General features: G+C 60.5%; 27 protein-coding genes. 12 read left to right on the forward strand and 15 right to left on the reverse strand.

What is annotated here, in order from left to right:
- Positions 1–260: 260 nt before the first annotated feature.
- The 6 genes from N2599_RS05060 to N2599_RS05085 all read right to left on the reverse strand — a co-directional run bounded on the left by N2599_RS05060 (position 261) and on the right by N2599_RS05085 (position 5249).
- Positions 261–1322: an ABC transporter ATP-binding protein gene (locus tag N2599_RS05060; RefSeq protein ID WP_027508686.1), complete on the reverse strand. Its 1062-nt coding sequence runs from the start codon at positions 1320–1322 to the stop codon at positions 261–263.
- A gap of 6 nt (positions 1323–1328) precedes the next feature.
- Positions 1329–2114, reverse strand: a complete 786-nt coding sequence (locus tag N2599_RS05065) for an ABC transporter permease (protein WP_027508687.1) — start codon at positions 2112–2114, stop codon at positions 1329–1331.
- Complete coding sequence (locus N2599_RS05070; protein WP_022714326.1) at positions 2111–3004, reverse strand: ABC transporter permease; 894 nt, start codon at positions 3002–3004, stop codon at positions 2111–2113. Before N2599_RS05070 ends, N2599_RS05065 begins: the two co-directional genes overlap by 4 nt.
- Before the next feature lie 78 nt (positions 3005–3082).
- Entirely contained in the window at positions 3083–4186 is a 1104-nt protein-coding gene (locus N2599_RS05075; RefSeq protein ID WP_027508688.1) for an ABC transporter substrate-binding protein, read from the reverse strand.
- Complete coding sequence (locus N2599_RS05080; protein ID WP_156915225.1) at positions 4183–4338, reverse strand: hypothetical protein; 156 nt, start codon at positions 4336–4338, stop codon at positions 4183–4185. Before N2599_RS05080 ends, N2599_RS05075 begins: the two co-directional genes overlap by 4 nt.
- A gap of 38 nt (positions 4339–4376) precedes the next feature.
- Positions 4377–5249 (reverse strand): MurR/RpiR family transcriptional regulator, encoded by an 873-nt coding sequence (locus tag N2599_RS05085; RefSeq protein WP_027508689.1) that lies wholly within the window; start codon positions 5247–5249, stop codon positions 4377–4379.
- Positions 5250–5428: 179 nt separating this feature from the next.
- Between N2599_RS05085 and N2599_RS05090 the strand changes: the two genes are divergently transcribed.
- The 7 genes from N2599_RS05090 (at position 5429) to N2599_RS05120 (ending at position 13297) form a co-directional block, all read left to right on the forward strand.
- Positions 5429–6196: an N-formylglutamate amidohydrolase gene (locus N2599_RS05090; RefSeq protein WP_027508690.1), complete on the forward strand. Its 768-nt coding sequence runs from the start codon at positions 5429–5431 to the stop codon at positions 6194–6196.
- Positions 6197–6320: 124 nt separating this feature from the next.
- Complete coding sequence (locus tag N2599_RS05095) at positions 6321–7868, forward strand: amino acid permease (RefSeq protein WP_027508691.1); 1548 nt, start codon at positions 6321–6323, stop codon at positions 7866–7868.
- Positions 7869–8016: 148 nt separating this feature from the next.
- A complete protein-coding gene (locus N2599_RS05100; protein ID WP_027508692.1) occupies positions 8017–9387 on the forward strand; it encodes a glutamine synthetase family protein in 1371 nt (456 codons plus the stop codon).
- Between the two features lie 229 nt (positions 9388–9616).
- Positions 9617–9802, forward strand: a complete 186-nt coding sequence (locus tag N2599_RS05105; RefSeq protein WP_244564431.1) for a PIN domain-containing protein — start codon at positions 9617–9619, stop codon at positions 9800–9802.
- A gap of 18 nt (positions 9803–9820) precedes the next feature.
- Positions 9821–11206: an aldehyde dehydrogenase family protein gene (locus tag N2599_RS05110; RefSeq protein WP_027508693.1), complete on the forward strand. Its 1386-nt coding sequence runs from the start codon at positions 9821–9823 to the stop codon at positions 11204–11206.
- Positions 11203–12357: an iron-containing alcohol dehydrogenase gene (locus tag N2599_RS05115; protein ID WP_027508694.1), complete on the forward strand. Its 1155-nt coding sequence runs from the start codon at positions 11203–11205 to the stop codon at positions 12355–12357. The genes N2599_RS05110 and N2599_RS05115 overlap by 4 nt, the downstream gene beginning before the upstream one ends.
- 226 nt (positions 12358–12583) lie before the next feature.
- Entirely contained in the window at positions 12584–13297 is a 714-nt protein-coding gene (locus N2599_RS05120; RefSeq protein ID WP_027508695.1) for an AAA family ATPase, read from the forward strand.
- Positions 13298–13338: 41 nt separating this feature from the next.
- Here N2599_RS05120 and N2599_RS05125 read toward each other — a convergent pair whose 3' ends face one another.
- Positions 13339–14223 (reverse strand): NAD(P)H-binding protein, encoded by an 885-nt coding sequence (locus N2599_RS05125; protein ID WP_027508696.1) that lies wholly within the window; start codon positions 14221–14223, stop codon positions 13339–13341.
- Positions 14224–14301: 78 nt separating this feature from the next.
- Positions 14302–14805 (reverse strand): DUF1097 domain-containing protein, encoded by a 504-nt coding sequence (locus tag N2599_RS05130; RefSeq protein ID WP_027508697.1) that lies wholly within the window; start codon positions 14803–14805, stop codon positions 14302–14304.
- 231 nt (positions 14806–15036) lie between these two features.
- Between N2599_RS05130 and N2599_RS05135 the strand changes: the two genes are divergently transcribed.
- Positions 15037–16011 (forward strand): AraC family transcriptional regulator, encoded by a 975-nt coding sequence (locus tag N2599_RS05135; protein WP_027508698.1) that lies wholly within the window; start codon positions 15037–15039, stop codon positions 16009–16011.
- A 95-nt stretch (positions 16012–16106) separates the two neighbouring features.
- Here the strand turns inward: N2599_RS05135 and N2599_RS05140 are convergent, their stop codons facing one another.
- Together N2599_RS05140 and N2599_RS05145 are read right to left on the reverse strand one after the other, a co-directional pair.
- Positions 16107–16790: a glutathione S-transferase family protein gene (locus tag N2599_RS05140; protein WP_027508699.1), complete on the reverse strand. Its 684-nt coding sequence runs from the start codon at positions 16788–16790 to the stop codon at positions 16107–16109.
- Positions 16772–16909 (reverse strand): hypothetical protein, encoded by a 138-nt coding sequence (locus N2599_RS05145; protein WP_156915226.1) that lies wholly within the window; start codon positions 16907–16909, stop codon positions 16772–16774. The genes N2599_RS05140 and N2599_RS05145 overlap by 19 nt, the downstream gene beginning before the upstream one ends.
- 79 nt (positions 16910–16988) lie before the next feature.
- Between N2599_RS05145 and N2599_RS05150 the strand changes: the two genes are divergently transcribed.
- Complete coding sequence (locus N2599_RS05150; RefSeq protein ID WP_027508700.1) at positions 16989–17453, forward strand: MarR family winged helix-turn-helix transcriptional regulator; 465 nt, start codon at positions 16989–16991, stop codon at positions 17451–17453.
- A gap of 59 nt (positions 17454–17512) precedes the next feature.
- Here N2599_RS05150 and N2599_RS05155 read toward each other — a convergent pair whose 3' ends face one another.
- Positions 17513–18886 (reverse strand): L,D-transpeptidase, encoded by a 1374-nt coding sequence (locus tag N2599_RS05155; RefSeq protein ID WP_027508701.1) that lies wholly within the window; start codon positions 18884–18886, stop codon positions 17513–17515.
- Positions 18887–19130: 244 nt separating this feature from the next.
- Here N2599_RS05155 and N2599_RS05160 point away from each other — a divergent pair, with 244 nt between their 5' ends.
- The 3 genes from N2599_RS05160 to N2599_RS05170 all read left to right on the forward strand — a co-directional run bounded on the left by N2599_RS05160 (position 19131) and on the right by N2599_RS05170 (position 20779).
- Positions 19131–19970 carry a DUF4432 family protein gene (locus tag N2599_RS05160; protein ID WP_027508702.1) on the forward strand — a complete coding sequence of 280 codons (840 nt, stop codon included), beginning with the start codon at positions 19131–19133 and terminating at the stop codon, positions 19968–19970.
- A gap of 71 nt (positions 19971–20041) precedes the next feature.
- Positions 20042–20380: a protein tyrosine phosphatase family protein gene (locus N2599_RS05165; protein ID WP_022714338.1), complete on the forward strand. Its 339-nt coding sequence runs from the start codon at positions 20042–20044 to the stop codon at positions 20378–20380.
- Between the two features lie 54 nt (positions 20381–20434).
- Positions 20435–20779 carry a RidA family protein gene (locus tag N2599_RS05170; protein ID WP_027508703.1) on the forward strand — a complete coding sequence of 115 codons (345 nt, stop codon included), beginning with the start codon at positions 20435–20437 and terminating at the stop codon, positions 20777–20779.
- A gap of 40 nt (positions 20780–20819) precedes the next feature.
- Here N2599_RS05170 and N2599_RS05175 read toward each other — a convergent pair whose 3' ends face one another.
- Genes N2599_RS05175 through N2599_RS05190 form a run of 4 tightly spaced genes read right to left on the reverse strand, consistent with a single transcriptional unit; the run spans position 20820 to position 25606 of the window.
- Positions 20820–22478, reverse strand: coding sequence for a thiamine pyrophosphate-binding protein (locus N2599_RS05175; RefSeq protein ID WP_027508704.1), 1659 nt, complete (start codon positions 22476–22478; stop codon positions 20820–20822).
- Entirely contained in the window at positions 22475–23689 is a 1215-nt protein-coding gene (gene caiB / locus N2599_RS05180) for a succinate--glutarate CoA-transferase (protein WP_027508705.1), read from the reverse strand. The genes N2599_RS05175 and caiB overlap by 4 nt, the downstream gene beginning before the upstream one ends.
- An 18-nt stretch (positions 23690–23707) precedes the next feature.
- Positions 23708–24661 carry a DMT family transporter gene (locus N2599_RS05185; protein WP_027508706.1) on the reverse strand — a complete coding sequence of 318 codons (954 nt, stop codon included), beginning with the start codon at positions 24659–24661 and terminating at the stop codon, positions 23708–23710.
- 15 nt (positions 24662–24676) lie between these two features.
- A complete protein-coding gene (locus N2599_RS05190) occupies positions 24677–25606 on the reverse strand; it encodes an alpha/beta fold hydrolase (RefSeq protein ID WP_027508707.1) in 930 nt (309 codons plus the stop codon).
- Between the last annotated feature and the right edge of the window lie 85 nt (positions 25607–25691).

Below are 25691 nucleotides of genomic sequence, written 5' to 3' on the forward strand. Positions count from 1 at the left end.
CAGTTAGCGCTCAGTGGTCTAAGCAATCTCTGATCTCCCGGTGACGCTGGGTTCACCCAGATCCGGCGCGCGGTCGGGATTCTGGCTCTCGGTCGGCATCCCTACTCGACGTGCCAAATCCTCCCGAAAGGCGCCGGAATCGAAGTAAGCCTCTGCTTTGGCTATCGCAGCGCCGCGGGTCATGGCTTTAACATAGCATTCGACGGACACATCGAAACAGCCAATCAAGCCTTTGCCGAGCAGACCTTCGGCTCGCACGATCAATCGCGGACGACGAGCAGGTCGGCGGCCATGAAGCGGAGCGTGACGGTTTCGCCGGCCTGCGGCGGGGTGATGCCCGGGCTGTTGAACATGTCGAAGGAAATGACGTTGCCGCCGACGTTCATGCGGGTGCGGATGACGGAGCCGAGGAAGTGGGCGGAGATGACCTGCCCGGTCAGCGCCGTATCGCTCTTGACGCTGTCGGAAAGCGAGCCCGCTTCCGGACGGAGCGCCAGCGAGACGGTGTCGCCCGCCTTGTAGGCTGCGAGCGACTGCTTGAGCGTCACGCCCTGGTCGCCGATCTGGATGCGGTTCGCCGCCGGATCGATGACCTGCGCCTCGATCATGTTCAGCGTGCCGACGAAGGAGGCGACGAAACGGGTCGCGGGCGTATTGTAGACCTCGAAGGGTGTGCCGATCTGATCCGCCTTGCCGCCGTTCATGACGACGATACGGTCGGAGATCGACAGCGCCTCTTCCTGATCGTGCGTCACGAAGATGGTGGTGATGCCGAGCTTCTGCTGGATGAGGCGGATTTCTTCGCGCAGCGAGACGCGGATCTTCGCGTCGAGCGCGGAGAGCGGCTCGTCGAGCAGCAGAACCTGCGGCTTGACCGCGAGCGCACGGGCAAGCGCCACGCGCTGCTGCTGGCCGCCGGACATCTGGTAGGGGAAGCGATCTGCGAGGTGATCGAGGCGGATGAGGCTCAGCATCTCTTTCACGCGCGCATCGATATCGGCCTTCGGCATGCCCGCGACCTTGAGGCCGAAGGCGACGTTGTCGTGCACGTTCATGTTCGGGAACAGCGCGTAGGCCTGGAAGACCATGCCGATGTTGCGCTGGTTCGGCTTCAGCGGGCGCTGATCCTTGCCGTTGATGAAGAGGCTGCCGCCCGTCGGCGTTTCGAAGCCGGCGATCATGCGCAGCACCGTGGTCTTGCCGCAGCCCGATGGCCCGAGGAAGGAGACGAATTCGCCCTTCTCGATGCTCATGTTGAAATTATGGACGACCTGAACCTGGCCGAAGGACTTCTGAAGATTGGTCAGCGTGAGGAATGACATGGCCAGTTACCTTGCGGGGGCGGATTTTTGGAAGCGGGAGATGAGGTTCAGCAGCCCCATGCAGAGCCATGTGATCGAGAAGGCGATGACGGCGAGCGCCGACGGCTCATAAGCCTTGTTGGCGCCGACGAGCTGTAGGTACGGCCCGAAGGCCGGCCGGTTGAGGAGTGCCGCCATCGTGAATTCGCCCATGACGATCGCAAGCGTGATGAAGGCGCCGGAAAGCACGCCGCTCAACACATTGGGGAAGATGCACCGGAACATGATGGTCGGCCAGCTTGCGCCGAGGCTTTCGGCGGCCTCCGTCAGCGTGCGCACGTCGATGGCGCGCATGGCGGTGTCGACGGCACGGTACATATAGGGCAGCGACAGCGTGATATAGGAGCAGACGAGCAGGATGTTCGTGCCGGTCGTATAACCCGTCAACGGCAGAACCGATGACGAATTGTACATGCGCAGATAACCGAAGACGATGACGATCGCCGGAATGACCAGCGGCAGCAGCGTCACGAATTCGACGATCGGGCGCATCTGCGGCAGGCGCAGGCGAACCCAATAGGCCGTCGGCACGACGAGCAACATGCCGAAGACGATCGTCAAAAGAGCCATCAGCATGGAGTAGCCGAAGGTTTCGCGGAACTGGATGTCGGAAAAGACCGACTGATAGGCGTCGAAGCTGTATTCGCCGCGGCGCATTCGCAGCGAAAACTCGATCGTGCCGATCAGCGGAATGATGAAATACGATGCACCTAGAAAGATGGCGATCCAGGCGCCGAGACGTTGAGCTTTCATTTCTGCCACCGTTCAGCGCGCATGCGCAGCATCAGGTAAAGGACGTTGGAGACGCCGGTGATGACGATCATGCCGAGCGCGATCGCGTAGCCAAGGTTCGGATTGTGAAGGACATCGCCGCGGATTTGCGCGTAAAGCAGGATTGGAACGATGTTCAGCGAGCTGCCGGTCAGCGCATAGGCTGTGGCAATGGCGCCGAAGGCGTTTGCGAAAAGCAGCAGCGTGGTGCCGAGCAGGCTCGGCCAGAGGATCGGCAGGGCAACCATCGTCCAATACTGGCGGTTCGTGGCGCCGAGAATCTCAGCGGCCTCGCGCCATTCCTTCTTCATGCCGTCGAGCGCCGGCGTGAGGATCAGCACCATCAGCGGGATCTGGAAATACATGTAGGTGATGGTGAGACCGAAGAAGGACAAAAGGTTGAAGCCGGTTCCGTAGAGATTGAAGCCGAACCAGTCGCGCAGGAAGATGGTGACGAGGCCGGTACGGCCGAGCGTTGCCAGGAACGAGAAGGCAAGCGGCACGCCGGCAAAGTTCGAGGCCACGCCGGAGAAGGTCAGAAGCGTCGAGCGAACCGAGGAGGGCAGGCCGCCGAGAACGACTGCCCAAGCCAGGAAAAAGCCGATCAGCGCGCCGCCGAGAGCGGAAGCCACGGATACCCGGATGCTGATCCAGTAGGCGCTCATGATCGACGGCGTGAAGAGATCGCCGATATTCTTGAAGGTGAATTCGCCTTCCGGCGTGAGGAAGGCGCCGACGACGAGATAAAGTGTGGGGATGATCAGAAACAGCAGAGCGAAGATGACGAAGGGCGCGATACCCAGCCAGTCTATCACGCGATCCTTGTTGATCAGCGGGGCGGTGCTCGCCATAGGCGTTGAAACGGTGCTCATGCGAAGCTCATCCGGGGGCGTCGGAGTGAAAGAAAATGCCTCCCCGCTCATAACGGCGGGGAGGCAGGATGTCATGCCTTACTGAACGTTGGCGCCGACGACGCTGTCCCACTTGGTGGTGATGGCCGTCTTGCCTGCGGCCTGCTCTTCGAGCGTCGGGAAGGTAGCCTTGGCATAGCTTTCAGCCGGCGGCAGCTTGTCGAGCAGTTCCTTCGGAACCTTACCCTTTGCAGCCAGATCGTTGAAGCGGATCGGGTGGCAATAGCCCTTCAGCCAGCCGAGCTGACCTTCGTCGGAATAGAGGTATTCCATCCAGAGCTTGGCAGCATTCGGGTGCGGAGCGAAGGCGGAGATCGCCTGGACGTAGACACCGGCAACGACGCCCGACGCCGGAACGACGACTTCAACCGGCGGGTTGCCATTGAGGCTGTCGCGCCATGCAAGGCCGTTATAGTCCCAGGCGACGACGACCGGGGTCGAACCCTGAGCGAGCGACGCGGACTTGCCGATGACCGGAACGAGGTTGCCGGCCTTGTTGAGCTCTGCAAAGTAGGCAAGACCTGCTTCACCAGCCTTCGTGGCATCCTTTTCGCCGGCGGCGAGGCCAGCGGCGTAGACGGCCTGAACGGCCTGGTTCGACGCGCGCGGATCGCCGGCGAGCGAAACGGTGTTGGCGTATTCAGGCTTCTTCAGGTCAGCCCAATCCTTCGGGACGTTCTTGACGATGTCTGTGTTTACGACGAACGAGAGAACGCCGTAGTAGTCGCCATACCAGAAGCCGTCGGCGTCCTTGGCGGAGTCCGGAATGGAATCCCAGGTGGAGACCTTGTAGGGCTGGATGAGGCCTTCAGCCTTGGCCGACGGGCCGAAGGAGAGACCGACGTCGATGACGTCCGGAGCCTGCGGGCCGGTGTTGCCCTTGTTGGCCTTGATGGCTTCGATTTCGTCGCCCGAACCTGCGTCCGGGTTCAGTTCGTTGACTTCGATGCCGTACTTGGCCTTGAAGCCGGCAATGACGTCGCCGTAGCCGCACCAGTTGTGCGGGAGGGCGATGGTCGTCAGTGTGCCTTCCTTCTTGGCGGCAGCGATGAGTTCGGCACTCGGTTCTGCTGCCGCGATCGCAGTCGAAGCGACGACGATGGCAGTAGAAAGCGAGAGTAGTCGAGAAATGTTAGAGATCACTGTTGTTCTCCTTCGGTTTTTAGTGGTCCGGCGATGCTGTTACTGGCGTTGCATGCAGCTTGTATGACGGTTGCGTGACGTTCGTTCTTCTTACGATTTTCAGTATTTTCGAACTCTGGTTCGTTCGCGACACGCTTTTCTATTTCTTTCATGCAGCCTCTTTGTCTTTGTTGGTTCCTGCTCTCTCCTCCTAGCCAGGTTTTCGGAAGAGCTTGGTCTGCTCGAACAGGCCCTCCAGTGTTTTCATGCGCTCCTTCGTCTCGTCCCAAGTCGAATTCTGGACTGCTTCGATGAGCGCTTCGATGATGAAGAGCGTGACGACCGAGGAATCCCAGGCCGACGGCGCCTCGATCTGGACGCGGAAGGCGTGTCTTGCGAGCTTTGCCGCCGGCGATCCCCATTGGTCCGTAAAGACGATGATCTCGGCGCCGCGCGTGCGGGCGGCCTGGGCAAGGCTCACCATCTCCTGCTCGTAGCGGCGGATATCGAAGATGATCAGCAGATCGCCGGCATTCATGTTGAGAACATATTGCGGCCAGCTAGACGAGTTGGACGACAGAAGAGCGGTATTCGGCCGGATGACCTGCATATGGGTGAAGAAATATTCGGCAAGCGCGCCGGTGATGCGGCCGCCGACGAAATAGAGGCCGCGTTTGCGATCCGAAAGCAGCGCAGCCGCGCTGTTGAAGGTTGCCGTGTCGAGACCGCTCAGCGTCTGCCGCAGGTTTCCGATGATGGCATCGGCAAAACGGTTGAGGATGTGGGTGCCCGGCGCATTGGAGGCCCACCGGTCGTGCTTGGCGATCGGGTTGGAGATCGTCGCTTCGACCTCCTGATGCAGATGCGCCTGGAAATCCGGGTAGCCCTTGAAACCGAGCTTTTGGACCATGCGAACAACGGTCGGCGTCGAGACGCCAGCGTTTTCGGCAATTGTGGTGATGCTGCCCAGCCCTGAAACGGGATAGTTATCCAGCAGACTCTCGGCCAATTGCTTCTCGGCGCGTGTCAGCGCTTCGAAATGCGAATGGATAACGTCCGAAACCGTCTTCGACGCAGCGTTCACTCGATCTTGCTCCCCGGGATTGGTCTTGTGCCACTTTCCCACTCAAAGTTAACAACGCTGTCACAATCCATGTCAACTACTATCGTGAAAAGAAATTTTCAGCGCGCGCTTGACACTGCCGGAATACTGAAGAATTCTTTTCTTGTAGGATTTTATTAAGAGATGGCAGGCCTGGGCACGTGCTCACTCAGTTCAAGGTTCTAAGCGAAGCGGATGGAAACTGCGTCGGCATCGAGCGGCCGCACGGCAAGAGCCCGTTGCTGGTCATCTGCGAACACGCTTCGTGGACGCTGCCCGAGCAGTTCGGCGATCTCGGCCTCTCCGAGGAAGCGTTGAAGAGCCACATCGCCTGGGATCCGGGCGCTCTGGCGGTTGCGCGGGGCATCTCGACCGCGCTCGACGCGACGCTTGTCTTCCAGCGCTTCTCACGCCTGATCTACGACTGTAACCGTCCGCCGGAATCGCCGGCCGCGATGCCCGAGAAAAGCGAGATCTACGCCATCCCCGGCAATCAAAATCTGAGCGCGGAGGAGCGGCGAGCCCGCACCGAAGCGCTCTACCTTCCTTTTCACGATGTGGTGCGGGGCCTCATAAAGGACAGGCGCGGACGGGGGCAGGAGACAGTGATCGTCACTGTTCACAGTTTTACGCCGGTCTATAGTGGCAAGGAGCGCACGGTCGAACTCGGCATCCTGCACGATGCCGACAGCCGCCTGGCAGACCTTATGCTGGCAGGCGCGGTCGACGCGCCGCTCTACAAAACCGAACGCAACGAGCCCTACGGTCCTCAAGACGGCGTAACGCACACGCTGATCCTGCACGGGCTTTCGAACGGGCTCCGCAATGTAATGATCGAGGTCCGCAATGACCTTATCAGCGACGCTGCCGGCCAAGGGGTCATGGCCGACTATCTGAAAGGGCTCCTCCAGCAAAGCCTGGAAGCCTGACTATAAAAGAAAAGACCCCAGGGAGCAGTCTAACTGCGATCGGCCCGTATGGCGAACAGCCGCGGGCAATTTTGGCACTGGATCGGCGGCAATTCCGCTGCTGATCGTCGAACAGGGGGAAGTCATGTCGGACTATACCGAACTTGATAAGAAGCAGGATATGAACATCCTGCATTCCATGGGCTATGCCCAGGAGCTGGAAAGGCGAATGAGTTCGTTCTCGAACTTCGCCGTCTCCTTCTCGATCATCTGCATTCTTTCCGGTGGCATCAATTCGCTGGCGCAGGCGACTGCCGGCGCGGGCGGCGCTGCGATCGGCATCGGCTGGCCTCTCGGCTGCTTCATTTCGCTCGTCTTCGCCGTCGCCATGGCGCAGATCAGCTCGGCCTATCCGACCGCGGGCGGTCTCTATCACTGGGGCTCCATCCTCGGCAATCGCTTCACCGGCTGGCTGACCGCCTGGTTCAACCTGCTCGGCCTCGTGACGGTGCTCGGCGCCATCAACGTCGGCACCTACTATTTCTTTATGGGTTCCTTCGGCACGAGCTATCTCGGGCTGACGGACACGACCGTCGTCCGTGTCGTCTTCCTGATCATCATCACCGGTGCGCAGGCGCTCGTGAACCATATGGGCATCGGCCTGACTGCCAAGCTCACGGACTTTTCTGGCTACCTGATCTTCGCGACGGCGATCGCGCTTGCCGCGGCTTGCCTGATCGCTGCTCCGTCCTACGAGTTCGGCCGTCTCTTCACCTTCTCCAACTATTCGGGCGAAACCGGCGGCAATGTCTGGCCTGCGACGTCTGGCACCTGGGTGTTCCTGCTCGGGCTGCTGCTGCCGATCTACACGATCACCGGCTATGATGCGTCGGCGCATACCTCCGAAGAAACCGTGAAGGCGGCGCATTCCGTGCCGCGCGGCATGATTTCCTCCGTGCTCTGGTCGGCGCTCTTCGGCTACATCATGCTTTGCTCGTTCGTCCTGATGCTGCCCAATATGGATGAAGCCGCCAAGCAGGGTTGGAACGTGTTCTTCTGGGCGATGGACAGCCAGGTGAATCCGATCGTCAAGGACATCCTGTATCTTGCCATTCTGGTCAGCCAGTGGCTGTGTGGTCTTGCGACGGTGACCTCGGTTTCCCGGATGATCTTTGCTTTCTCGCGTGACGGCGGTCTGCCGGCATCCAAGGCGCTGTCGAAGGTCAGCCCGAAGCACCGCGCGCCGGTTGCCGCGATCTGGACGGGGTCTATCCTCGCCGTCCTCTTCGTCTGGGGTTCGTCGCTCGTTTCGATCGGCGAAACGCCGGTCTATACCATCGTCGTCTCGTGCACCGTCATTTTCCTCTTCTTCTCCTTCGTGATCCCGATCACGCTCGGCCTCCTCACCTGGGGTACCTCAAAGTGGGATAAGATGGGTCCGTGGAACCTCGGCGAGGGGATGTTCAAGCTCTTTGCCGTGCTCTCGATCATTGCGATGGTGCTGATTTTCGTCCTCGGCATCCAACCGCCGAACGACTGGGCGCTCTACATCACCGTCGGCTTCCTGATTCTAACGGGCGTCATCTGGTACGGCTTCGAAAAGCGCCGCTTCAAGGGCCCGCCGATCGGCGAGGAAGTCGCCAAGCGCCAAGCTGAAATCGTCGCTGCTGAAAAGGCGGTCGGCGAAGCTTAATAAACCGAGGCTTCCCCCTCAGGTGGCGGGGCCGCCGTTCAGCGGCCCCATCACCGGTTCAACGAAAAGGCATCTTGCCAACCAAGCCGGTCGCGGCATGCCGTTTCGTTGACCCGAGTTTCCAATTCAAAAGTTCAGGCGGACAATCATGAGCAACAGCTACACTCTCGACGATCTCAAGCAGGACGTGGCCGAAGGGCGCATCGATACGGTTCTCGCATGCCAGGTGGACATGCAGGGCCGCCTGATGGGCAAACGCTTCCAGGCGGAATATTTCGTCGAAAGCGCCTGGAAGGAAACCCATAGCTGCAATTATCTCGTCGCCACCGACATGGAGATGGAAACCGTCTCCGGTTACAAGGCGACGAGCTGGGAGAAGGGTTACGGCGACTATACGATGAAGCCGGACCTTTCGACGCTGCGCCGCATTCCCTGGCTCGAAGGCACGGCGCTCGTCCTTTGCGACTTGCTCGATCATCACACGCACGAAGAAGTGGCCCATTCGCCGCGGGCAATCCTGAAGAAGCAGGTGAAGCGCCTCGAAGACATGGGCATGAAGGCCTTCATGGCCTCCGAGCTGGAATTCTTCCTTTTCGACCAGACCTACGAAGCCGCGCATGCCGCCGGCTACCGCAATCTCAAGCTCGCCAGCGCCTACAACGAGGATTACCACATCTTCCAGACGACCAAGGAAGAGGAGGTGATGCGGGCGATCCGCACCGGCCTGCAGGGCGCCGGCATTCCGGTCGAGAATTCCAAGGGCGAGGCTTCGGCGGGACAGGAAGAAATCAACGTCCGCTACGCCGACGCGCTGACGATGGCCGACCGCCACGCCATCATCAAGAACGGCTGCAAGGAGATTGCCTGGTCGAAGGGCAAGGCGATCACGTTCCTCGCCAAATGGAGCTATACGTCGGCTGGCAGTTCTTCGCACATTCACCAGTCGCTCTGGAGCGCCGACGGCAAGACGCCGTTGTTCTTCGACGAGGCGGGTACATACGGCATGTCGCCGCTGATGCGGAACTATGTGGCGGGCCTTCTCGCCCACGCGAGCGAAATCACCTATTTCCTGGCGCCCTATATCAATTCCTACAAGCGCTTCATGGCCGGTACCTTCGCACCCACCAAGGCAATCTGGAGCAAGGACAACCGCACGGCCGGCTACCGCCTATGCGGCGACGACACCAAGGCGATCCGCATCGAATGCCGCGTCGGCGGTTCGGACCTCAATCCCTATCTCGCTTTCGCAGCACTGCTTGCGGCTGGCATCGACGGGATTGAAAACAGGCTCGAACTCGAAGCGCCATTCGTTGGCGATGCCTATGGCGCGCGCGATATCCGCGAGATTCCACACACGCTTCGTGCTGCAGCAGTCGCCATGACGGAATCGAAGATGCTGCGCGAGGCTTTCGGCGACGACGTCATCGATCATTACACGCGCGCTGCCGAATGGGAGCAGGAGGAGTACGATCGCCGCGTGACGGATTGGGAAGTGGCGAGAGGCTTTGAAAGGGCGTGATGTCGCGATTCGTGTTGTCGAAATTGCCATGAATTGCGATATTTGTTGAGATTTTCGCATAAGTGGGGGCGACGATGCTGAAGTTTGAAATCGATACTGATTGGTTTATCGAGCAGCTTAGCAAGCAGGCGATGAGCTAAGGTGATCTGGCACGTGCTCTCAGACCCGACGAGAGCGCCGTATCGCGCCTTTTGAAGGATGAACGCAGGATGACTCGGAGGCGAAGGTCATGGAGCAGCAGGTTGCCGCCGATATCTTCATCGCGTCCTCCTTCCCTCCGCAGTCTCTGCATAAGGATCCGATCGACCGTATCATTATTGCCACTGGACGCGAGCACGACCTGACCATCATGACCCGCGATAGAGCGATCCTCGCCTATGGCGCCGCCGGCCATGTGAAATCCCTGGCCTGTTAGAACTGGAGTTAGAAGAGAATGCCAATGATCCAATGCATTTCGCCGGTCGACGGATCGGTTTACGCGGAGCGCCCGGCGCTCTCGCTGGAGGCGGCAAAGGAAGCTGTCGTCCACGCCCGTAAGGCGCAGAAGGCCTGGGCGAAACGGCCGCTGGAAGAGCGCGTGCAGCTCGTGCTCAAGGGTGTAGCGCGGCTCAACGAAATGTCGGATGTTGTCGTGCCGGAGCTCGCCTGGCAAATGGGTCGGCCTGTCAAGTATGGCGGTGAGTATCGCGGCTTCAACGAACGCTCCAACTATGTCGCTTCGATCGCCGCCGATGCGCTGGCGCCCTTGGTGGTCGAGGACAGCGCGAGTTTCGAACGTCGCATCGAGCGTGAAGCGCATGGCGTCGTCTTCGTCATTGCCCCCTGGAACTATCCCTATATGACGGCGATCAACACGATCGCTCCGGCGCTGATGGCCGGTAATGCCGTTGTGCTGAAGCATGCATCGCAGACGCTGCTTGTCGGTGAGCGGCTGGTTCAGGCGTTTGTCGAGGCAGGTGTCCCAGAGGATGTCTTCCAGAATGTGTTCCTCGATCACGAAACGACCTCGGCGCTGATTGCCGCAGGTAGCTTCAATTTCATCAACTTCACCGGTTCGGTCGAAGGCGGGCGTTCGATGGAGCGGGCCGCAGCCGGCACCTTTACGGGCCTCGGCCTCGAACTTGGCGGCAAGGATCCGGGCTACGTCATGGAAGACGCCGATCTCGATGCGGCCGTCGATACGCTGATGGATGGCGCGACCTATAATTCAGGCCAATGCTGCTGCGGCATCGAGCGTATCTATGTGCACGAGTCGCTCTTTGACAGTTTCGTCGAAAAATCGGTCGCCTGGGTTTCCAATTATAAACTCGGCAATCCGCTCGATCCGGAGACTTCGCTTGGGCCGATGGCGAACAAGCGCTTCGCCAAGGTTGTGCGCGAGCAGATCGCGGATGCGGTCTCGAAAGGCGCCAAGGCGCTGGTCGATCCGAAGCTCTTCCCGGCCGATGACGGCGGCGCCTATCTCGCACCGCAGATCCTCGTCGATGTCGATCACTCGATGGCCTTCATGCGCGAGGAAACCTTTGGTCCGGCCGCCGGCATCATGAAGGTCAAGAACGACGAGGAAGCGATCGCGCTGATGAACGACAGCCAGTACGGGCTGACGGCGTCGCTCTGGACGAAGGATCCGGAGCGGGCAGGGCGGCTCGGCCGCGAAATCGAAACCGGCACCGTCTTCATGAACCGTGCCGACTATCTCGATCCGGCGCTTTGCTGGACCGGCGTCAAGGAAACCGGTCGCGGCGGCTCGCTCTCGATCATCGGCTTCCACAACCTGACGCGTCCGAAATCCTATCACCTGAAGAAAGTCACAGCATGAGCAGCAGCAACATCACCGCCAACTGGAGCTATCCGACCGCCGTCAAGCTGGGGCGGGGCCGCATCAACGAACTGGCGGAGGCCTGCAAGAGCCTCGGTATGAAAAAGCCGCTGTTGGTCACCGATCGCGGCCTGGCTTCGATGGCGATCACCAAGAATGCGCTCGACATTTTGGAAGACGCCGGCCTCGGCCGGGCGATCTTCGCCGACGTCGATCCGAACCCGAACGAGAAGAACCTTGCCGACGGCGTGAAGGCCTTCAAGGATGGTGGCCACGACGGCGTCGTCGCCTTCGGCGGCGGTTCGGGCCTTGATCTCGGCAAGTGCGTCGCCTTCATGGCCGGCCAGACGCGCCCTGTCTGGGATTTCGAGGATATCGGCGACTGGTGGACGCGTGCGAGCGTCGAAGGCATTGCGCCGATTGTTGCGGTGCCGACGACGGCCGGCACCGGTTCGGAAGTCGGCCGCGCGAGCGTCATCACCAATTCCGCCACGCATGTGAAGAAGATCATCTTCCATCCGAAGTTCCTGCCGGGCGTCGTCATCTCCGATCCGGAACTGACGGTCGGCATGCCGAAGATCATCACCGCCGGCACCGGCATGGATGCTTTTGCGCATTGCCTGGAAGCCTATTCCTCGCCCTTCTACCACCCGATGTCGGCCGGCATCGCGCTGGAAGGCATGCGCCTCGTCAAGGAATTCCTGCCGCGTGCCTATAAGGAAGGAACCGACCTCGAAGCCCGCGCCAACATGATGGCGGCAGCCGCCATGGGCGCTGTCGCCTTCCAGAAGGGCCTCGGCGCCATCCATGCGCTGTCACATCCGATCGGCGCTGTCTACAACACGCATCACGGCATGACGAATGCCGTGGTGATGCCGGCCGTCCTGCGCTTCAACCGCGCCGCCATCGAAGAGAAGATCGCACGCGCCGCGGCCTATCTCGGCATTTCCGGCGGCTTCGACGGCTTCTACGACTATGTCCTGAAACTTCGGGGCGAGCTCGGGGTTCCGGAGAATCTTTCGGCGATGGGAATCGCACCGGATAGGATCGATGAGCTCTCGGCGATGGCAATCGAAGACCCAAGCGCGGGGGGTAATCCCGTCCCGATGACGCTCGAAAATACCAAGACGCTTTTCAAAGACTGCTTCTGATCACATAAGGCGGACCGTCAAGCTGGCCCGGAAAGTCCAAGCTTTCCGGGCTTTTTTCATTTTCCGGCATCCCAACTTTTAGGGATGTGAAAAATGCGGACTGCAATTTCGGCGCGTTTGTTTGGATTTTGTTAACCATCATCGGAAAGGATACGTTAACCGCACGATGAACCCGAAAGTGCGCAAAAGAGCGATATCCGGCTCGCGACGTCTTCGAGGAACGAATATGGCAGTCATCACATTTGCAAACACCAAGGGCGGGGCCGGCAAGACCACGGCCGTTCTCCTGCTCGCGACGGAACTTGCCCGCAAAGGCTATCGGATCACCATCCTTGATGCCGATCCGCAGCACTGGATTTCCCGCTGGCATGACATTTCCGGCCATGTCCCGAATATTGAGGTCATCGACTTCGTGACCTGTGCATCGCTTCCGCAGCACATCAGCGAAAACAAACAGTCCACCGACTACTTCATCATCGACCTGCCGGGTGCTCGCAATCCGCTGCTGGCCACCGCCGTCGGTCTTTCCGACCACGTCCTGATCCCCATCCAGGGCTGCGCCATGGATGCACGCGGCGGGGCGCAGGTCCTGGAACTGCTGCAGTATCTGGATGAGAAGGCGGGCATCAAGATCGGCCATTCGGTGGTGCTTACCCGCGTCAATTCCATGGTGACCACTCGGGCACTGCAACTTGTCAAGACACTGCTCAACGAGCGGAACGTTCCGGTTCTCGATACCGCTATCATCGAGCGGGCCGCGTTTCGTGACATCTTCGATTGCGGCGGCACGCTGTATGATATGGACCCGGCGCGGGTCTCTAATCTCGACAAGGCCCGCGAGAATGCACTCTGTCTTGCTGAAGAGATGATGCGCAAGGTGCCAATGAACCTTCCAGCTTCCGCCCGCATAACCGGCCCGCTGATCCGCAGCGCTGCCTGATTTTGCCGTGAAAGGCGAGGGCGAGGCGCCCCGCCGGATGGTCAACGGAGGATGGTGGGCTTCAGCACTTCTTCGCACCACTGTCGGAAGCTGGTCAGGGTGGTGTTTTCGGGTGTACGCGGCTCGGCGTTGTCGAGACCCTGGTCCTTGGCGAGGGCCATGTCGGTCATGCCTTGCGCCATAGGCTCTGACATGCCGAGCTCGATGAAGCGTGCCTTGTAGGCTTCGAATGAAATCCGCTGGAAGCGGACTGGCCTGCCCAGCACCTCCGAAATGACTTCCGCCATATCATTGAAGGACAGGTCTTCAGGGCCGAGGAGGGGAACCTCTCCGCATCCGTTCCAGGATGGGTCGAGCAGGAGCCCGGCGGCGGCGGCGGCGATGTCGCGGGTGGCGCAACTCGGCATCTTACGGTCTCCGGAGATCGGGGAGAAGAATACGCCCTGGTTCCTGATCACGCCGGCCTGGCGAAGAATGTTGTCCATGAACGAGGGCATGGTCAGCGCGCGGTAGCTCACCCCCGTGCCGGCAATCAGATCGTCCATCGCCAGGGACGCCGTGACGTAGCCGGCCCGTCCGGCGACGCGAGTCCCGCGGCCCAGCGCAGAAACGCCGACTGCGCGCTTGACGCCCCGGCTCTTGAAGGCTTCGCAGGCCGGCTGTGTGAAGCCCACATAAGCGGCCTCGACGCTTTCTGCCCGTGGATCGGGAGGAAGCAGCCAGAATACAGCATCCGCCCCCGCAAACGCCCGAACGACGACGTCGATATCGCCGTGTGACCCTTGTATGATCTCGACCCGTTCCCGGACCTGCAAAGGCAGGCGTGATGGATCGCGGGCGATCACGCGAATGCTCTCTTCACTCTTGAGAAGGTTGTCGAGCACTTGGCTGCCGATCATGCTGGTGGGCGCGGTAATGACGATCATGTTTATCTCCGGTCCGGTATGGCGACCGCCTCTTGCAGTCGGAAATTGTAGGAATTGCGCGGGTAGTGAAGGTCGAGGTCAGTTTTCGACCCAGCGGCGATTGATCGCCTGGCAGGCCCAGCCCGCGAAACCGCCAATCGCCGTTGCTCCACCGAGATGCAGGAATGTCTCCGCGGACAGATCCCAGCCCGCCGCGAAGAAGGTGACCATCCCGAGAAACCAGGTCAGCATGTTGTTGACGATGCGCGTAGTTCGCAGGCCGACGATGAGGATGGCGACAAAGAACACAACCAATGGCAGGGCTAAGCCTCCCGCTATCGGGATCAATGCTCCGGTCGCGACCTCCGCGACCGCGGCCAGACCTATTCCCAGCCAAAGGCAAACCATGGCGGAAAGGCTTTCACGCAACGATGTCGGGCGAACGAACCAGGCGATGAAGCCTGCAAACATCACCCAGACTTCCAGCGCGAGGGTCGCGCTGCTCCAGGCCGCGAAAGACGCGACAACTGCCGCGATGAGCGTGAAGAGGATGAACTGTCTTGGAGTTTGACGATGGATGTTTGCGGTTTCGGTGGTACTCACGGCAGAATCCTTCCTAAGGCTGACAGCAATGAGGGTGAGCCGAACCGTTCCGGAACGGCTCCCGCGAGGTCTTGTTCTGGGCGTCGGCGGCCTGGCCAGCGCCGCGAACAAGGCGAAGTCGTCGAGGTCATGACGACGATCGCAGTCGTTATGGTGGGAACTTAGGCGGTTGCCGAAGTACGATCTATGCGTTAAAGTCTATATTACTTTCGCGATCGTCCAGGTTTCACGATGGATCCGCTCTCCGATGTCCTCTCGCTGCTGAAACCGCGCAGCTATGTGTCCGCCGGCTTCGATGCGGGCGGAGACTGGTCGATCCAGTTCGCCGACCAGCACGAGCGCATCAAATGTTATGCGGTGGTCTCCGGCGGATGCTGGCTGTCGGTGGAAGATGTGTCCGATCCGGTCCGTCTGGAGGGCGGCGACTGCTTCGTGCTGCCGAGCGGCCGGCCCTTTCGCCTCGCAAGCGACTTGAGCCTGCAACCTGTCGAGGCCGGCACGATCTTTCCGCCGGCAAGGGCGGGCGGTGTCGTCTCGGTGAATGGCGGCGGGGATTTTTTTCTGGTCGGCAGCCGGTTCGCTGTCAGCGGGCAAAACGCTGGTGCGCTGCTGCGGACACTGCCTCCCATCGTGCATATCCGAAGGGATTCCGATCAGGCCGCGTTGCGCTGGTCGGTAGAGCGGATGATGCACGAACTGCGCGAGCCTCAGCCAGGTAGCTTTCTCATCGCCCAGCACCTTGCGCATATGATGCTTGTCCAGGCATTGCGGCTTCATCTGGCGGAGGAGGTAAAGGGCCGGGTCGGATGGTTCTTCGCGCTCGCCGACAAGCAGATGTGCGCGGCGATCACGGCGATGCATGCCGCTCCTGGCTACCGGTGGACGTTGCAGGAGCTTGCTCGGCGCGCCTGCATGTCCCGATCGGCCTTTGCCATGAAGTTCAAGGCAACGGTCGGAGAGACGCCTATGGACTACCTGACTCGCTGGCGCATGTTGTTGGCGGCGGACAGGCTGGCGAACTCGAACGATCCGATCTCGGCCATTGCTTTGTCACTGGGCTATGAATCCGAGAGCGCGTTCAGCACGGCCTTCAGGAGAGAGATGGGCGGTTCACCCCGGCAATACAGTTTGGAACAAAAGCACGCCTCTTCCCAAGGAGCGCCGACCGTTCTTCGCGCTGATCGACTTGAGGCCGCCACCGGCTGAGCTTCCACAATGTGTGAATGTTGCTTGAAAGTGGATCGAAGCAACATTCTGATTTTCGATCAGGTTTCGAAAGGCGGCGGTCGATTGCGAGTTTCTCAGCCGGCCAGTTTCAGAATCCATGCGTCGTGGTTCTTGAGAAAGACCTTGAGGCGATCGGCATAGTCCTCCATCACTGCTTCTTTCACGCTTTGCCGGCCGGCCAGCGTCTTGCGCCATTCCGTCACGCGAGGAAGATCTTCGAATATGCCGCTCGGCGCGATCGCGTCGAATACGTCGAAATAGCGGAAGACCGGCGCGAACACCGCATCGACAAGGCTGAATGCGGGACCGGCGAAGAATGGTCTCGCGCCTAACTCAGCCTCGACACGCCTGAATTTCTCAATCAGCATCTGGCGTTTTGTCTGATAGGTTACGGCATCCTTCGCGGTCTCGAACCCCCACAGGTCCGAGAGGATGGACGAGCCGAACTCGATCCACCCGCGGTGCCGCGCCCGCGTGAGCGGATCGGCTGGATGGAGCGGAACGCCAGGTTGGGTTTCTTCAAGATATTCGCAGATGACGGCGCTTTCGAACAACGCTGCCTCTGTTTCATCCTCCTGCCGCACGACCAGCAACGGCACCTTGCCAAGCGGGGAAATGGCGAGGAACCAATCGGGCTTTGCAGATAAATCGACATATCGGCGCTCGAATGGAACGCCTTTCTCAATCAACGCAATAGCGGCGCGCTGGACGTAGGGGCAGAGATGATGACTGACCAAGGTCAGCTTGTTGTCGGACATGATGAAAGCTCCTGATTAATCGGAATCATCGGGGCGTGAAGGGCATAGCGCCAAAAGGCCGTCGCCGAGCTGAGCCACAGCAATGCCGCGCCATAGCCTGTCAGGCGGTTCTGGGTCATGGAGGTCTCCGTCAATATAGATGCATATGCATCTATATTGGAGCTTGCTTCGTGGGTCAATATAGATGTAATTGCATCTATGTCCGATTGCTCAAACGCCACAACCGATCAACCTTCACCGTCCATCACACGCGCGTGGGTGCGTCTCATGCGTGCTCAACGGCTCGTCTTGATGGCGATCGAGCAGGACTTGAAGGCGGCGGGCTTTCCGCCGCTCGGCTGGTATGACGTGCTGTTAGAGTTGACGCGTGCCAAGGATGGCAAATTGCGGCCGTATGAGATCGAGCAGCGCACGCTGCTGGCGCAACACAATCTCTCACGCCTTATCGACCGAATGGAGAAGGAAGGGTTTGTTCAGCGCGAGATGTTCCACGAGGACGGCCGCGGCCGGTGGGTCACTGTGACGGAGGCGGGGCGCGCCATGCAAGCGCGCATGTGGACCGTCTATGCCTCGGCGCTCCAACGCCATCTAGGCGCGAAGCTGGACGATGTTCGCGCCAATCAGTTGGCGGACTTGCTGGCGGCACTGTCGCGAAAATCCTGACGACCCACCAAATTCCTTGCGCCTGGCCTATGGTTCCTGCGCGCCTTGGGCTTTTCGGCTTAGTCGACGAATTCGACCGTCACGCCGGGCTTCACCATCTTGGCGAGCTCCGTTGCGTCCCAGTTCGCCAGGCGGATGCAGCCGTGGCTCTGGGTGCGGCCGATCTTCGACGGTTCCGGCGTGCCGTGAATGCCGTAGGTCGGCCTCGAAAGGGCGATCCAGACCGTTCCGACAGGACCGTTCGGGCCGGGCGGGATATTCAGGATCCGGTCGTTTGCGCCCTGCTGGAAATTGATCTTCGGGTTGTAGGTATAGCCGGGGTTCAGGGCAACGCGTTCGACGTTGACAACGCCGGAGGGCGAAGGGGTATCGTTGGAGCCGATGGAGGCGGGATAGGCGGCGACGAGATTGCCGGCAGCATCATAGGCGAAGACCTGCTTCTTGGCCTTGTCCGCGAGAATCCTGGCGACGGCGCCGGTCTTGGCTTGCCCAGGGTTGACGACCTTGATGATCGTGCCGGGAACGGTGAAATCGGCGCCGGGGTTCATTTCCTTGAGGAAGGCTTCGTCCATGTGGAAGCGCTCGGCAAGCATTTCGGTCGTCGACGTGTAGGCCATCGACGGCAGAAGCGCCTTCTGCGAATAGTCTTCCGGAATCGCGGCGACATAAGGCCCGGCGGCATCTGCCGGCGTGATCGTGTAGCTGGTGACGGGTAGCCCGCCCGACAGGCGAAGCTGCTCGAGGATCGCTTCGGTATTGTTGGGGTCAAGCTTTTCGCCGGTCATCTGCTCATAGGCATATATCGCCTTGGTGACGTTGGAACCCATATGGCCATCGATGACGCCCGGAGAAACGCCCGCGCGGTCAAGGAAGACCTGAATGGCGACGATTTCAGGCTTCGATTTTCCCTTGAGCGTGATGACGGGTTCTGAGGGCGGCTTCGGCTGCATGTCGCCCGGGAACGGCTGATCCGGTTCGATCGACGCATAGTCCTCGTTCTGCGGATAGCTTTCTCCGTTGGCATCCGGATAAGGCTGGTCGTAAAGCGGCTCGCGCTGGATTTCCGCATCGCGCGGGATGGAGCCCGTCACGGCGCCGCGTTCCACGTAACGTGTGCTGCCGCTATCTGGATAATAGGGATCGTTGTTATAGGTTTCGCGGACAGGCGGTGGCGGATAATAGCCGCTGCCGCGCATTTCGGTCGCGACGACGTTGCCGTAGCCATCGAGCAGGACCCGCTTGCCGTTGCGATCCCGCGAATAATAGACGTCGGCACCCGGCGGAATGTAGTCGATTATCGCCCCGTCGGGGGTCACCATCACGACATCGCGCTGGCGGCGGCCGTATTGCTGCGCATCGGCACCCGGTGCGGCGGCCGCAAGGGCCAGCACGGCCGCGGCAAGGGACATCCCCGATTTCAGAAAGCGCTTCACGTCTTACACCTCAAACAGTGACTTGGCCGACACACACCTGCGAATCTTGACGCTAATGTGGAATTTATGAATTCGTACTAAACAAAAGATGAAAATTATTGCGTTTCCTGCCTGGGACAAAACGTTTGGTTTGGCAAGCGGGTTCCGGCATGCATTGCCGGTTGTGCGCAACGGGCTTGCCGCGATTGACGAATGTGCGGACGGGTCCTAACCCTACGGCAGCCTAAAGATCGGGAGGAATGCAATGATCGAGTTTGCCGCCGCCAAGGGACCGCGCCTGATGCTGGACGAAACATCGGTGATGGATATCGGCGGATGCATCGTCGACGGCGTCGATATCGCGCCGAAGCGCGCCATCCCGGACGACGGCGATCCGCGTATCGACCACTCGCTCGAAGGTTTTCTCTTCACCTGCGGTCCGGACCACATCCGCCATCGCGAGCCGATCCCTGCGCGCGCGGATGGCAAGGTCTACCCGCTTCATGGTTCGGCGTCCGGTCATCCCGCCAAGGTTCTCCGGACCAAATTCGAGAACGGCAATGCCGAGTGCCGCGCCGACATCGATATCGTCACCGTCGAAGGGTTGCCGCAGCGGATCGAACGGCTTTGGCGCATCGACGGCGCGACGGGGGAAGTTTTGCTGGACGACACCGTCGTCAACACCAGCGGCCAAGTGGTACCGACCTTCCTGATGTACCACATAAATACCGGCGGCAAATGGCTCGATGCCGGTACGCGGCTGGAAGGGGCCATGTTCGAAGGCGGGGGTTTTCCGTGGAGCTTCGGAGAAGAGCTTGGCGGCCTCTTTTGCGTCGAGGCTTTGGCCGCCGAGGATGGTTTTGCCGAAGTCCGGCTCGGGCCAATGAAAGCAGCGGGCGGCAAGACGCTGTGCGTGCGTTTCCACGCAGATACGCTGCCGCATCTACAGGTCTGGCGGAACCAGAAGACGCCGGCGGACGTTTTCGGCATCGAACCGGTCTCGCATCGTTGGGTCTCGCGCAGCGAGCTTCAGGCGGGCGGCGAGTTCAACATGCTGCAGCCGGGCGAGAGCCGCAGCTATGCGCTTCGCTTCGCCTTCCTCTAGGCGAACAGTTATTGACGCTTCCGGTCTCGCATCGTAGAGCTTCTGCCATTCATTCTCAGGAGGAACGTGCGATGGACATCCGCCAGATCGACGACGAATATTCGGTATCCGGCCAGATCACGCTGGAGGATCTCGATCAGATCAAGGCGATGGGCTTCAAGTCGATCGTCTGCCATCGCCCGGATCAGGAAAGCCCGGACCAGACGCCGTTTTCCGTGATCGAAGCCCGCGCCAAGGAACTTGGCCTCGACATCGCGCATGTGCCCGTCGGCCCGATGGGCGTGACGGAGGAAGCCGTGCAGGGCATGGTCGACGCGCTCGACGAATTTCCGCGCCCGATGCTCGGCTATTGCCGTTCCGGCGCGCGCTCCACCGCAATCTATCAGAAGACCCATCATATTCGCGGCTGATCTTCCGGCGCGGCCTCCACCGCGCCTTTATTTCATAAAACTTAGGAGAGCATCATGAGCATCAAGCGTATCGACGTCGGCGCCCGCATGAGCGGCGCGGTCATCCACGGCAACACCGTCTATCTCGCAGGCCAAGTCGGCGAAGGCGAGAGCGTGACCGATCAGTGCAAGTCGGCGCTTGCCGAAGTCGATCGCCTGCTTGCCGCTGCAGGTTCCAGCAAATCGAAGATTCTGCAGACGCTGATCTATCTCTCCGACATTTCCTACTTTGCGGAAATGAACGCTGCCTGGGAAGCCTGGGTCGATCCGACGAACACGCCAGCCCGCGCGACCAGCGAAGCCAAGCTCGCAGCGCCGAAGTACAAGGTCGAGTTCATCGTCACGGCGGCAATCGACTGAGATCGGCGTCATTGCCAATTTCGAAAGCCGGTGGGTTCGCTCACCGGCTTTTTGTTTGGGCGATTTCGGAGAGCGTGCGCGTCGGTGTGATCGCCTCCGGATCGAGTTTCACCTCGATGATCGACGGCTTGCCGCTGGCGCGGGCGCGCTCGAAGGCGGGCGCGAAGTCCTCGGTTTTCTCCACCGTTTCGCCATGGCCGCCGTAGGCACGGGCAAGAGCCGCGAAATCCGGATTGGTGAGATCCGTACCGCTGACACGGCCGGGATAGTCACGTTCCTGGTGCATGCGGATCGTGCCATAGATGCCGTTGTTGATGACGAGGGCGATGATCGGAAGATTGTAGCGAACTGCGGTGGCGAACTCCTGCCCGTGCATCAGGAAGCAGCCGTCACCGGCAAAGCAGATGACTTCGCGCTCCGGAAAAAGCCGCCTGGCGGCAACGGCGGCGGGCAATCCGTAACCCATCGAGCCGGATGTGGGTGCTGCCTGCGTATTGAACTGCCGGAAGCGATGGAAGCGGTGCAGCCAGGTGGCATAGTTGCCGGCACCGTTGGTGAAGATCGTGTCGGCCTTCGTGTTGCCCTCGATCCATTCCATGATCGGCCCCATGTGCACGGCTCCGGGGCCTGTCCGCGGCGGCTTCGACCAGTCAAGATAGGCTTGGTGCATGCGTTCCGTCCGCTCGGCCCAGCGCGGTTCGGTAGGCGCTTCGAGATCGGCAAGGGTGGCGACGAAGTCCTGCGGCGATGCGCAGATCGCAAGATCCGGGCGGTAGATGCGGCCGAGTTCGGACGGGTCGGGATAGATATGGACGAGCGATTGTGCCGGGTAGGGGACGTCGATCAGCGTATAGCCTGACGACGGCATTTCCGACATCCGGCCGCCCAGCAAAATCAGCAGGTCGCTCTCTTTGATCCCTTCCGCCAGTGCCGGATTGATGCCGATGCCGACATCGCCGGCATAGCCTGCGTGCAGGTGGTCGAAGAGCATCTGGCGGCGGAAGGAGCATCCGACCGGCAGCTTGAAGCGCTCGGCAAAGATGCGGAAATCGGCAACGGCATCCGCATCCCAGCGTGTGCCGCCGAGAATGACCATCGGACGCTCGGCCTTCAGGAGCCGCATGTAGAAATCGTCGACCTGACGGCGTCCGGGATGAGCCGGAACGCGGGCATAAGGCTTTGCGCGCGGCGCTTCCACTTCATCACGCAACATGTCCTCGGGCAGTGACAGCACGACAGGCCCGGGCCTGCCAGAGGTGGCAACGGCAAAGGCGCGGGTGACGAATTCGGGAATGCGCGCCGCATCGTCGATTTCGCCGACCCATTTGGCATATTCTGTCAGCGCGCGCCGGAACTCCACTTCCTGGAAGGCCTCGCGCTCGCGGGCATCGCGCTGGACCTGGCCGATGAAGAGGATCATCGGGATCGAATCCTGTCTGGCGATATGCAGGCCCGCCGAAGCATTCGTCGCGCCAGGGCCGCGGGTAACCATGCAGATGCCGGGCTCGCCGGTGAGCCTGCCCCAGCAATCGGCCATCATCGCGGCGCCGCCTTCCTGACGGCAGACGATCACCTCGATATCGGTGTCATAAAGCGCGTCCAGCACGGCAAGAAAGCTTTCGCCGGGCACACAGGAAAGGCGCTTAACCCCGTTTGCCTTCAGCGCTTCGACAATCAGCTCGCCGCCGGTCTTCTTCATGGTGCCGATTTCCTCTCCCGTTCGGCGCGCTCCAATGCCTCGAGCTCGGCCAGAACCTCTTCCTGATGTTCGCCAAGCCGCGGGCTCGGCCTTTCGTATCGCAGGGGCGTTTCGGAGAGCACGACCGGCGTCCTCACGCCGGGGATCATGGTTCCTGCCGCATCCGGCAGATCGATGCGCAGGCCGCGCGCGACGATCTGCGGATCAGCGAACATCTCTTCGATGGTGTTGATCGCGCCGGCCGGCACTGCGTTTTCTTCGCAGGCTTTCAAGAGATCGGCCTTCTGCCATTTCAGCGTTTCGGTCGATACCAGGCGGCGCACCTCATCGCGGTTGGCGACGCGGGCCCTGTTGGTCGAAAAGCGTTCGTCGCCGGCGATGCCATCGAGGCCGAGGACCGTACAGAGGCGACGGAACTGGCTGTCATTGCCGACGGCGAGGATCAGGTAGCCGTCGGCGCTCGGCACGACCTCATAGGGAGAGATATTCGGATGGGCATTGCCGAGCCGCGTCGGCGCGCGGCCGGAAATCAGGTAGTTCATGTTCTGATTGGCGAGCACGGCGGACTGAACGTCGAGCAGCGCCATATCGACGAGCTGACCTTCACCGGTCTTCAGGGTATGGATGAGGGCGGCCTCGATTGCCGATGCGGCATAGATGCCGGTGAAGATATCGGCGATAGCGACGCCCGCTTTCATCGGCTGGCGATCCGGCTCGCCGGTGATCGACATGAAGCCGGACATGCCTTGGACGATATAGTCATAGCCCGCGAGGCCGGCATAGGGACCGAACTGGCCGAAGCCGGTGATCGAGCAATACACGAGCTTCGGATTGATCTTGCGAAGGCTTTCGTAGTCGAGCCCGTATTTGACGAGGCCGCCGAGCTTGAAATTCTCGATCAGGACATCGGCCGTTGCTGCAAGGCGCCGCACCAGCGACCGGCCTTCCTCCGTCTTCAGGTCGGCCGTGACCGAGCGCTTGTTGCGATTGGCGGAGTGATAATAGGCGGCCGAAAGGTTTTCGCCGTCCTTACCCTCGACGAAGGGCGGTCCCCATTGCCGCGTATCATCGCCGCCATCCGGATTTTCGACCTTGATGACGTCGGCGCCGAGATCGGCCAGCATCTGACCGGCCCAGGGACCTGCCAGAACGCGGGCGAGCTCGATGACCCTGATGCCGTCAAGCGGCGGCTTCCTGCTTCTGTCCGTCATGTTCCTCCCGAGAACGGATCACGGCGCCCGCGTCGCCTCAGATGTATCGGATACGGGCTTGGATGCAAAGCGGCGCTCGCGCCAGATGATGTAAAGTCCGGATGCGATGATGATGAGAATGCCGAGCCATTTCATGGCATCGGGAAAATCGCCAAAAACCAACCAAGCGAAGATCGTCGCCGAGACGATCTCGAAATACTGCAGCGGCGCCAAGGTCGAGGCGGGTGCGGAGCGATAGGCATAGACGCCCAGAATGCCGGCGATCGCGGCCGTTAGGCCGACGCCGAGGAGCCAGACGAGACCTGTCATGTCCGGCGTCACCGGATCAAACACATCCGAGCCGCTCCCATGCCCGATGAAGAGCAAAGTGACGCAGAAAAGAAGGCCCCAAAGGCCCATATGAAATTGCATCGCCCAGGGATCCTCGCGTTGTGCCAGGGCCCTGTTCATCATCGCGGAGATGGCGATGCAGACTGCGCTGACGACCGGCAATAGCGCCACGTAGCCGACCTCCTGGAAGCTTGGCTGGATGATCAATATCGCACCGAAGAAGCCGACGCCGCAGGCGGCGTAGCGGCGCCAGCCGATTGTCTCGCCGAGAAAAATACTGCTTAGTATCGTCAGAATGATGGGTTCGACGAAGAAGATCGCGATCGCGTCTGCAACCGCCATGTATTTCAGTGTCGTGACGAACGAGATCATCGAAATGGTGATGATGGCGCCGCGGATCGCGTGGAAGAGGCTCTGCCGCCACGACAAGTCCGCCAGGTTTTTCCGCCAGAGAACGATCGGAAGCATGCAGAGCGCCTGCACGGCAAAGCGCGCCGCGGTGATTTCCGCGGACGGAATCGTCGTGATCGCAAGCTTGGAAAAAATGTCGATCACCGGCGAGACGAGCACCGAAAGGAACATGAGCAGCAGGCCCATGGTCACGTCGGAGGTGGCATTCTTCATCATCGCGGCACTGCTCATTCCATGGTCCTCTTATCAGGACCTTGCGGTTGCTTCATCGCACCAATCGGCAAAGGCCGAAATCGCCGCTTCGGCGCCGATCTCGTTCAGCGTTTCGTGCCGTTTGTCCTGATATATTTCGGTCGTGATACGGGAGAACCCATGCCGTTTCAAATGGTTTGACAGCCAGGCCACGGCTTTTCCGCCATCGGTCGCCGGATCCTTTCCGCCGCCGACGAGGTGGATCGGCAGATCCTTTCGCAGTCTGTCGAGATGCCGCTTCTGCGGCGCGCGGAAGGTGAGCTCGAAGATATCGAGCCAGAGCGAGACGGAAGCATCGAAGCCGCAGAGCGGATCGGCGATATATTTGTCGACTTCGGCCGGATCGCGGGAGAGCCAATCGAATTCCGTCCGATGGCCGGGGATGGACTTGCCCCAGGCACTGAAGGTGAGTTTAGGCAGCATGCCACTCGGAACGTCGGAACCCTTCAGGGCTTTTTCGACAAGCAGGATGGCTTGCGCGGCGCGGCCTGCGAGACCGACCGCGAAATTCGAGTTCCACACGGCAACGGCGTCGAACTTCTCCGGATAGGTCACGGCAGCGTTGAGCGCAATCAGGCCGCCCATGGAATGGCCGAAGAGGATCACCGGGAGATTCGGGTGGAGCTCTGCCGCATAGTCCCGCATGGCCACGATGTCGGCGAGGACTTGCTGCACACCACTGCGGGGGGCGAACTGCCCGATCGGTGCGCCCTTAGCCACCGTCTCGCCATGGCCGCGGTGGTCGTGGGCATAGACATGATAGCCGCGTGCAGCCATCGCCTTGGCGAAGCGTGCGTAGCGCTTCGAATGTTCGGCAAGTCCGTGGGAGATCAACAGCACGCCACGCGAGCCGCCGCCGGCTGTCTCATGATGAAAGGCGAGCGTTGCCTCCGGCGTCTTAAGCCATTGTGTTTGCGAAAACATTGCTATCCTCCCGCCGCAACAGAGCAGATCGAGGGCCAAATGCAACATCCCGGCACATGTTTGCAGCGAAATTTCTTGCGATTCA

Source organism: Rhizobium sullae, assembly GCF_025200715.1.
GTDB lineage: Bacteria > Pseudomonadota > Alphaproteobacteria > Rhizobiales > Rhizobiaceae > Rhizobium > Rhizobium sullae.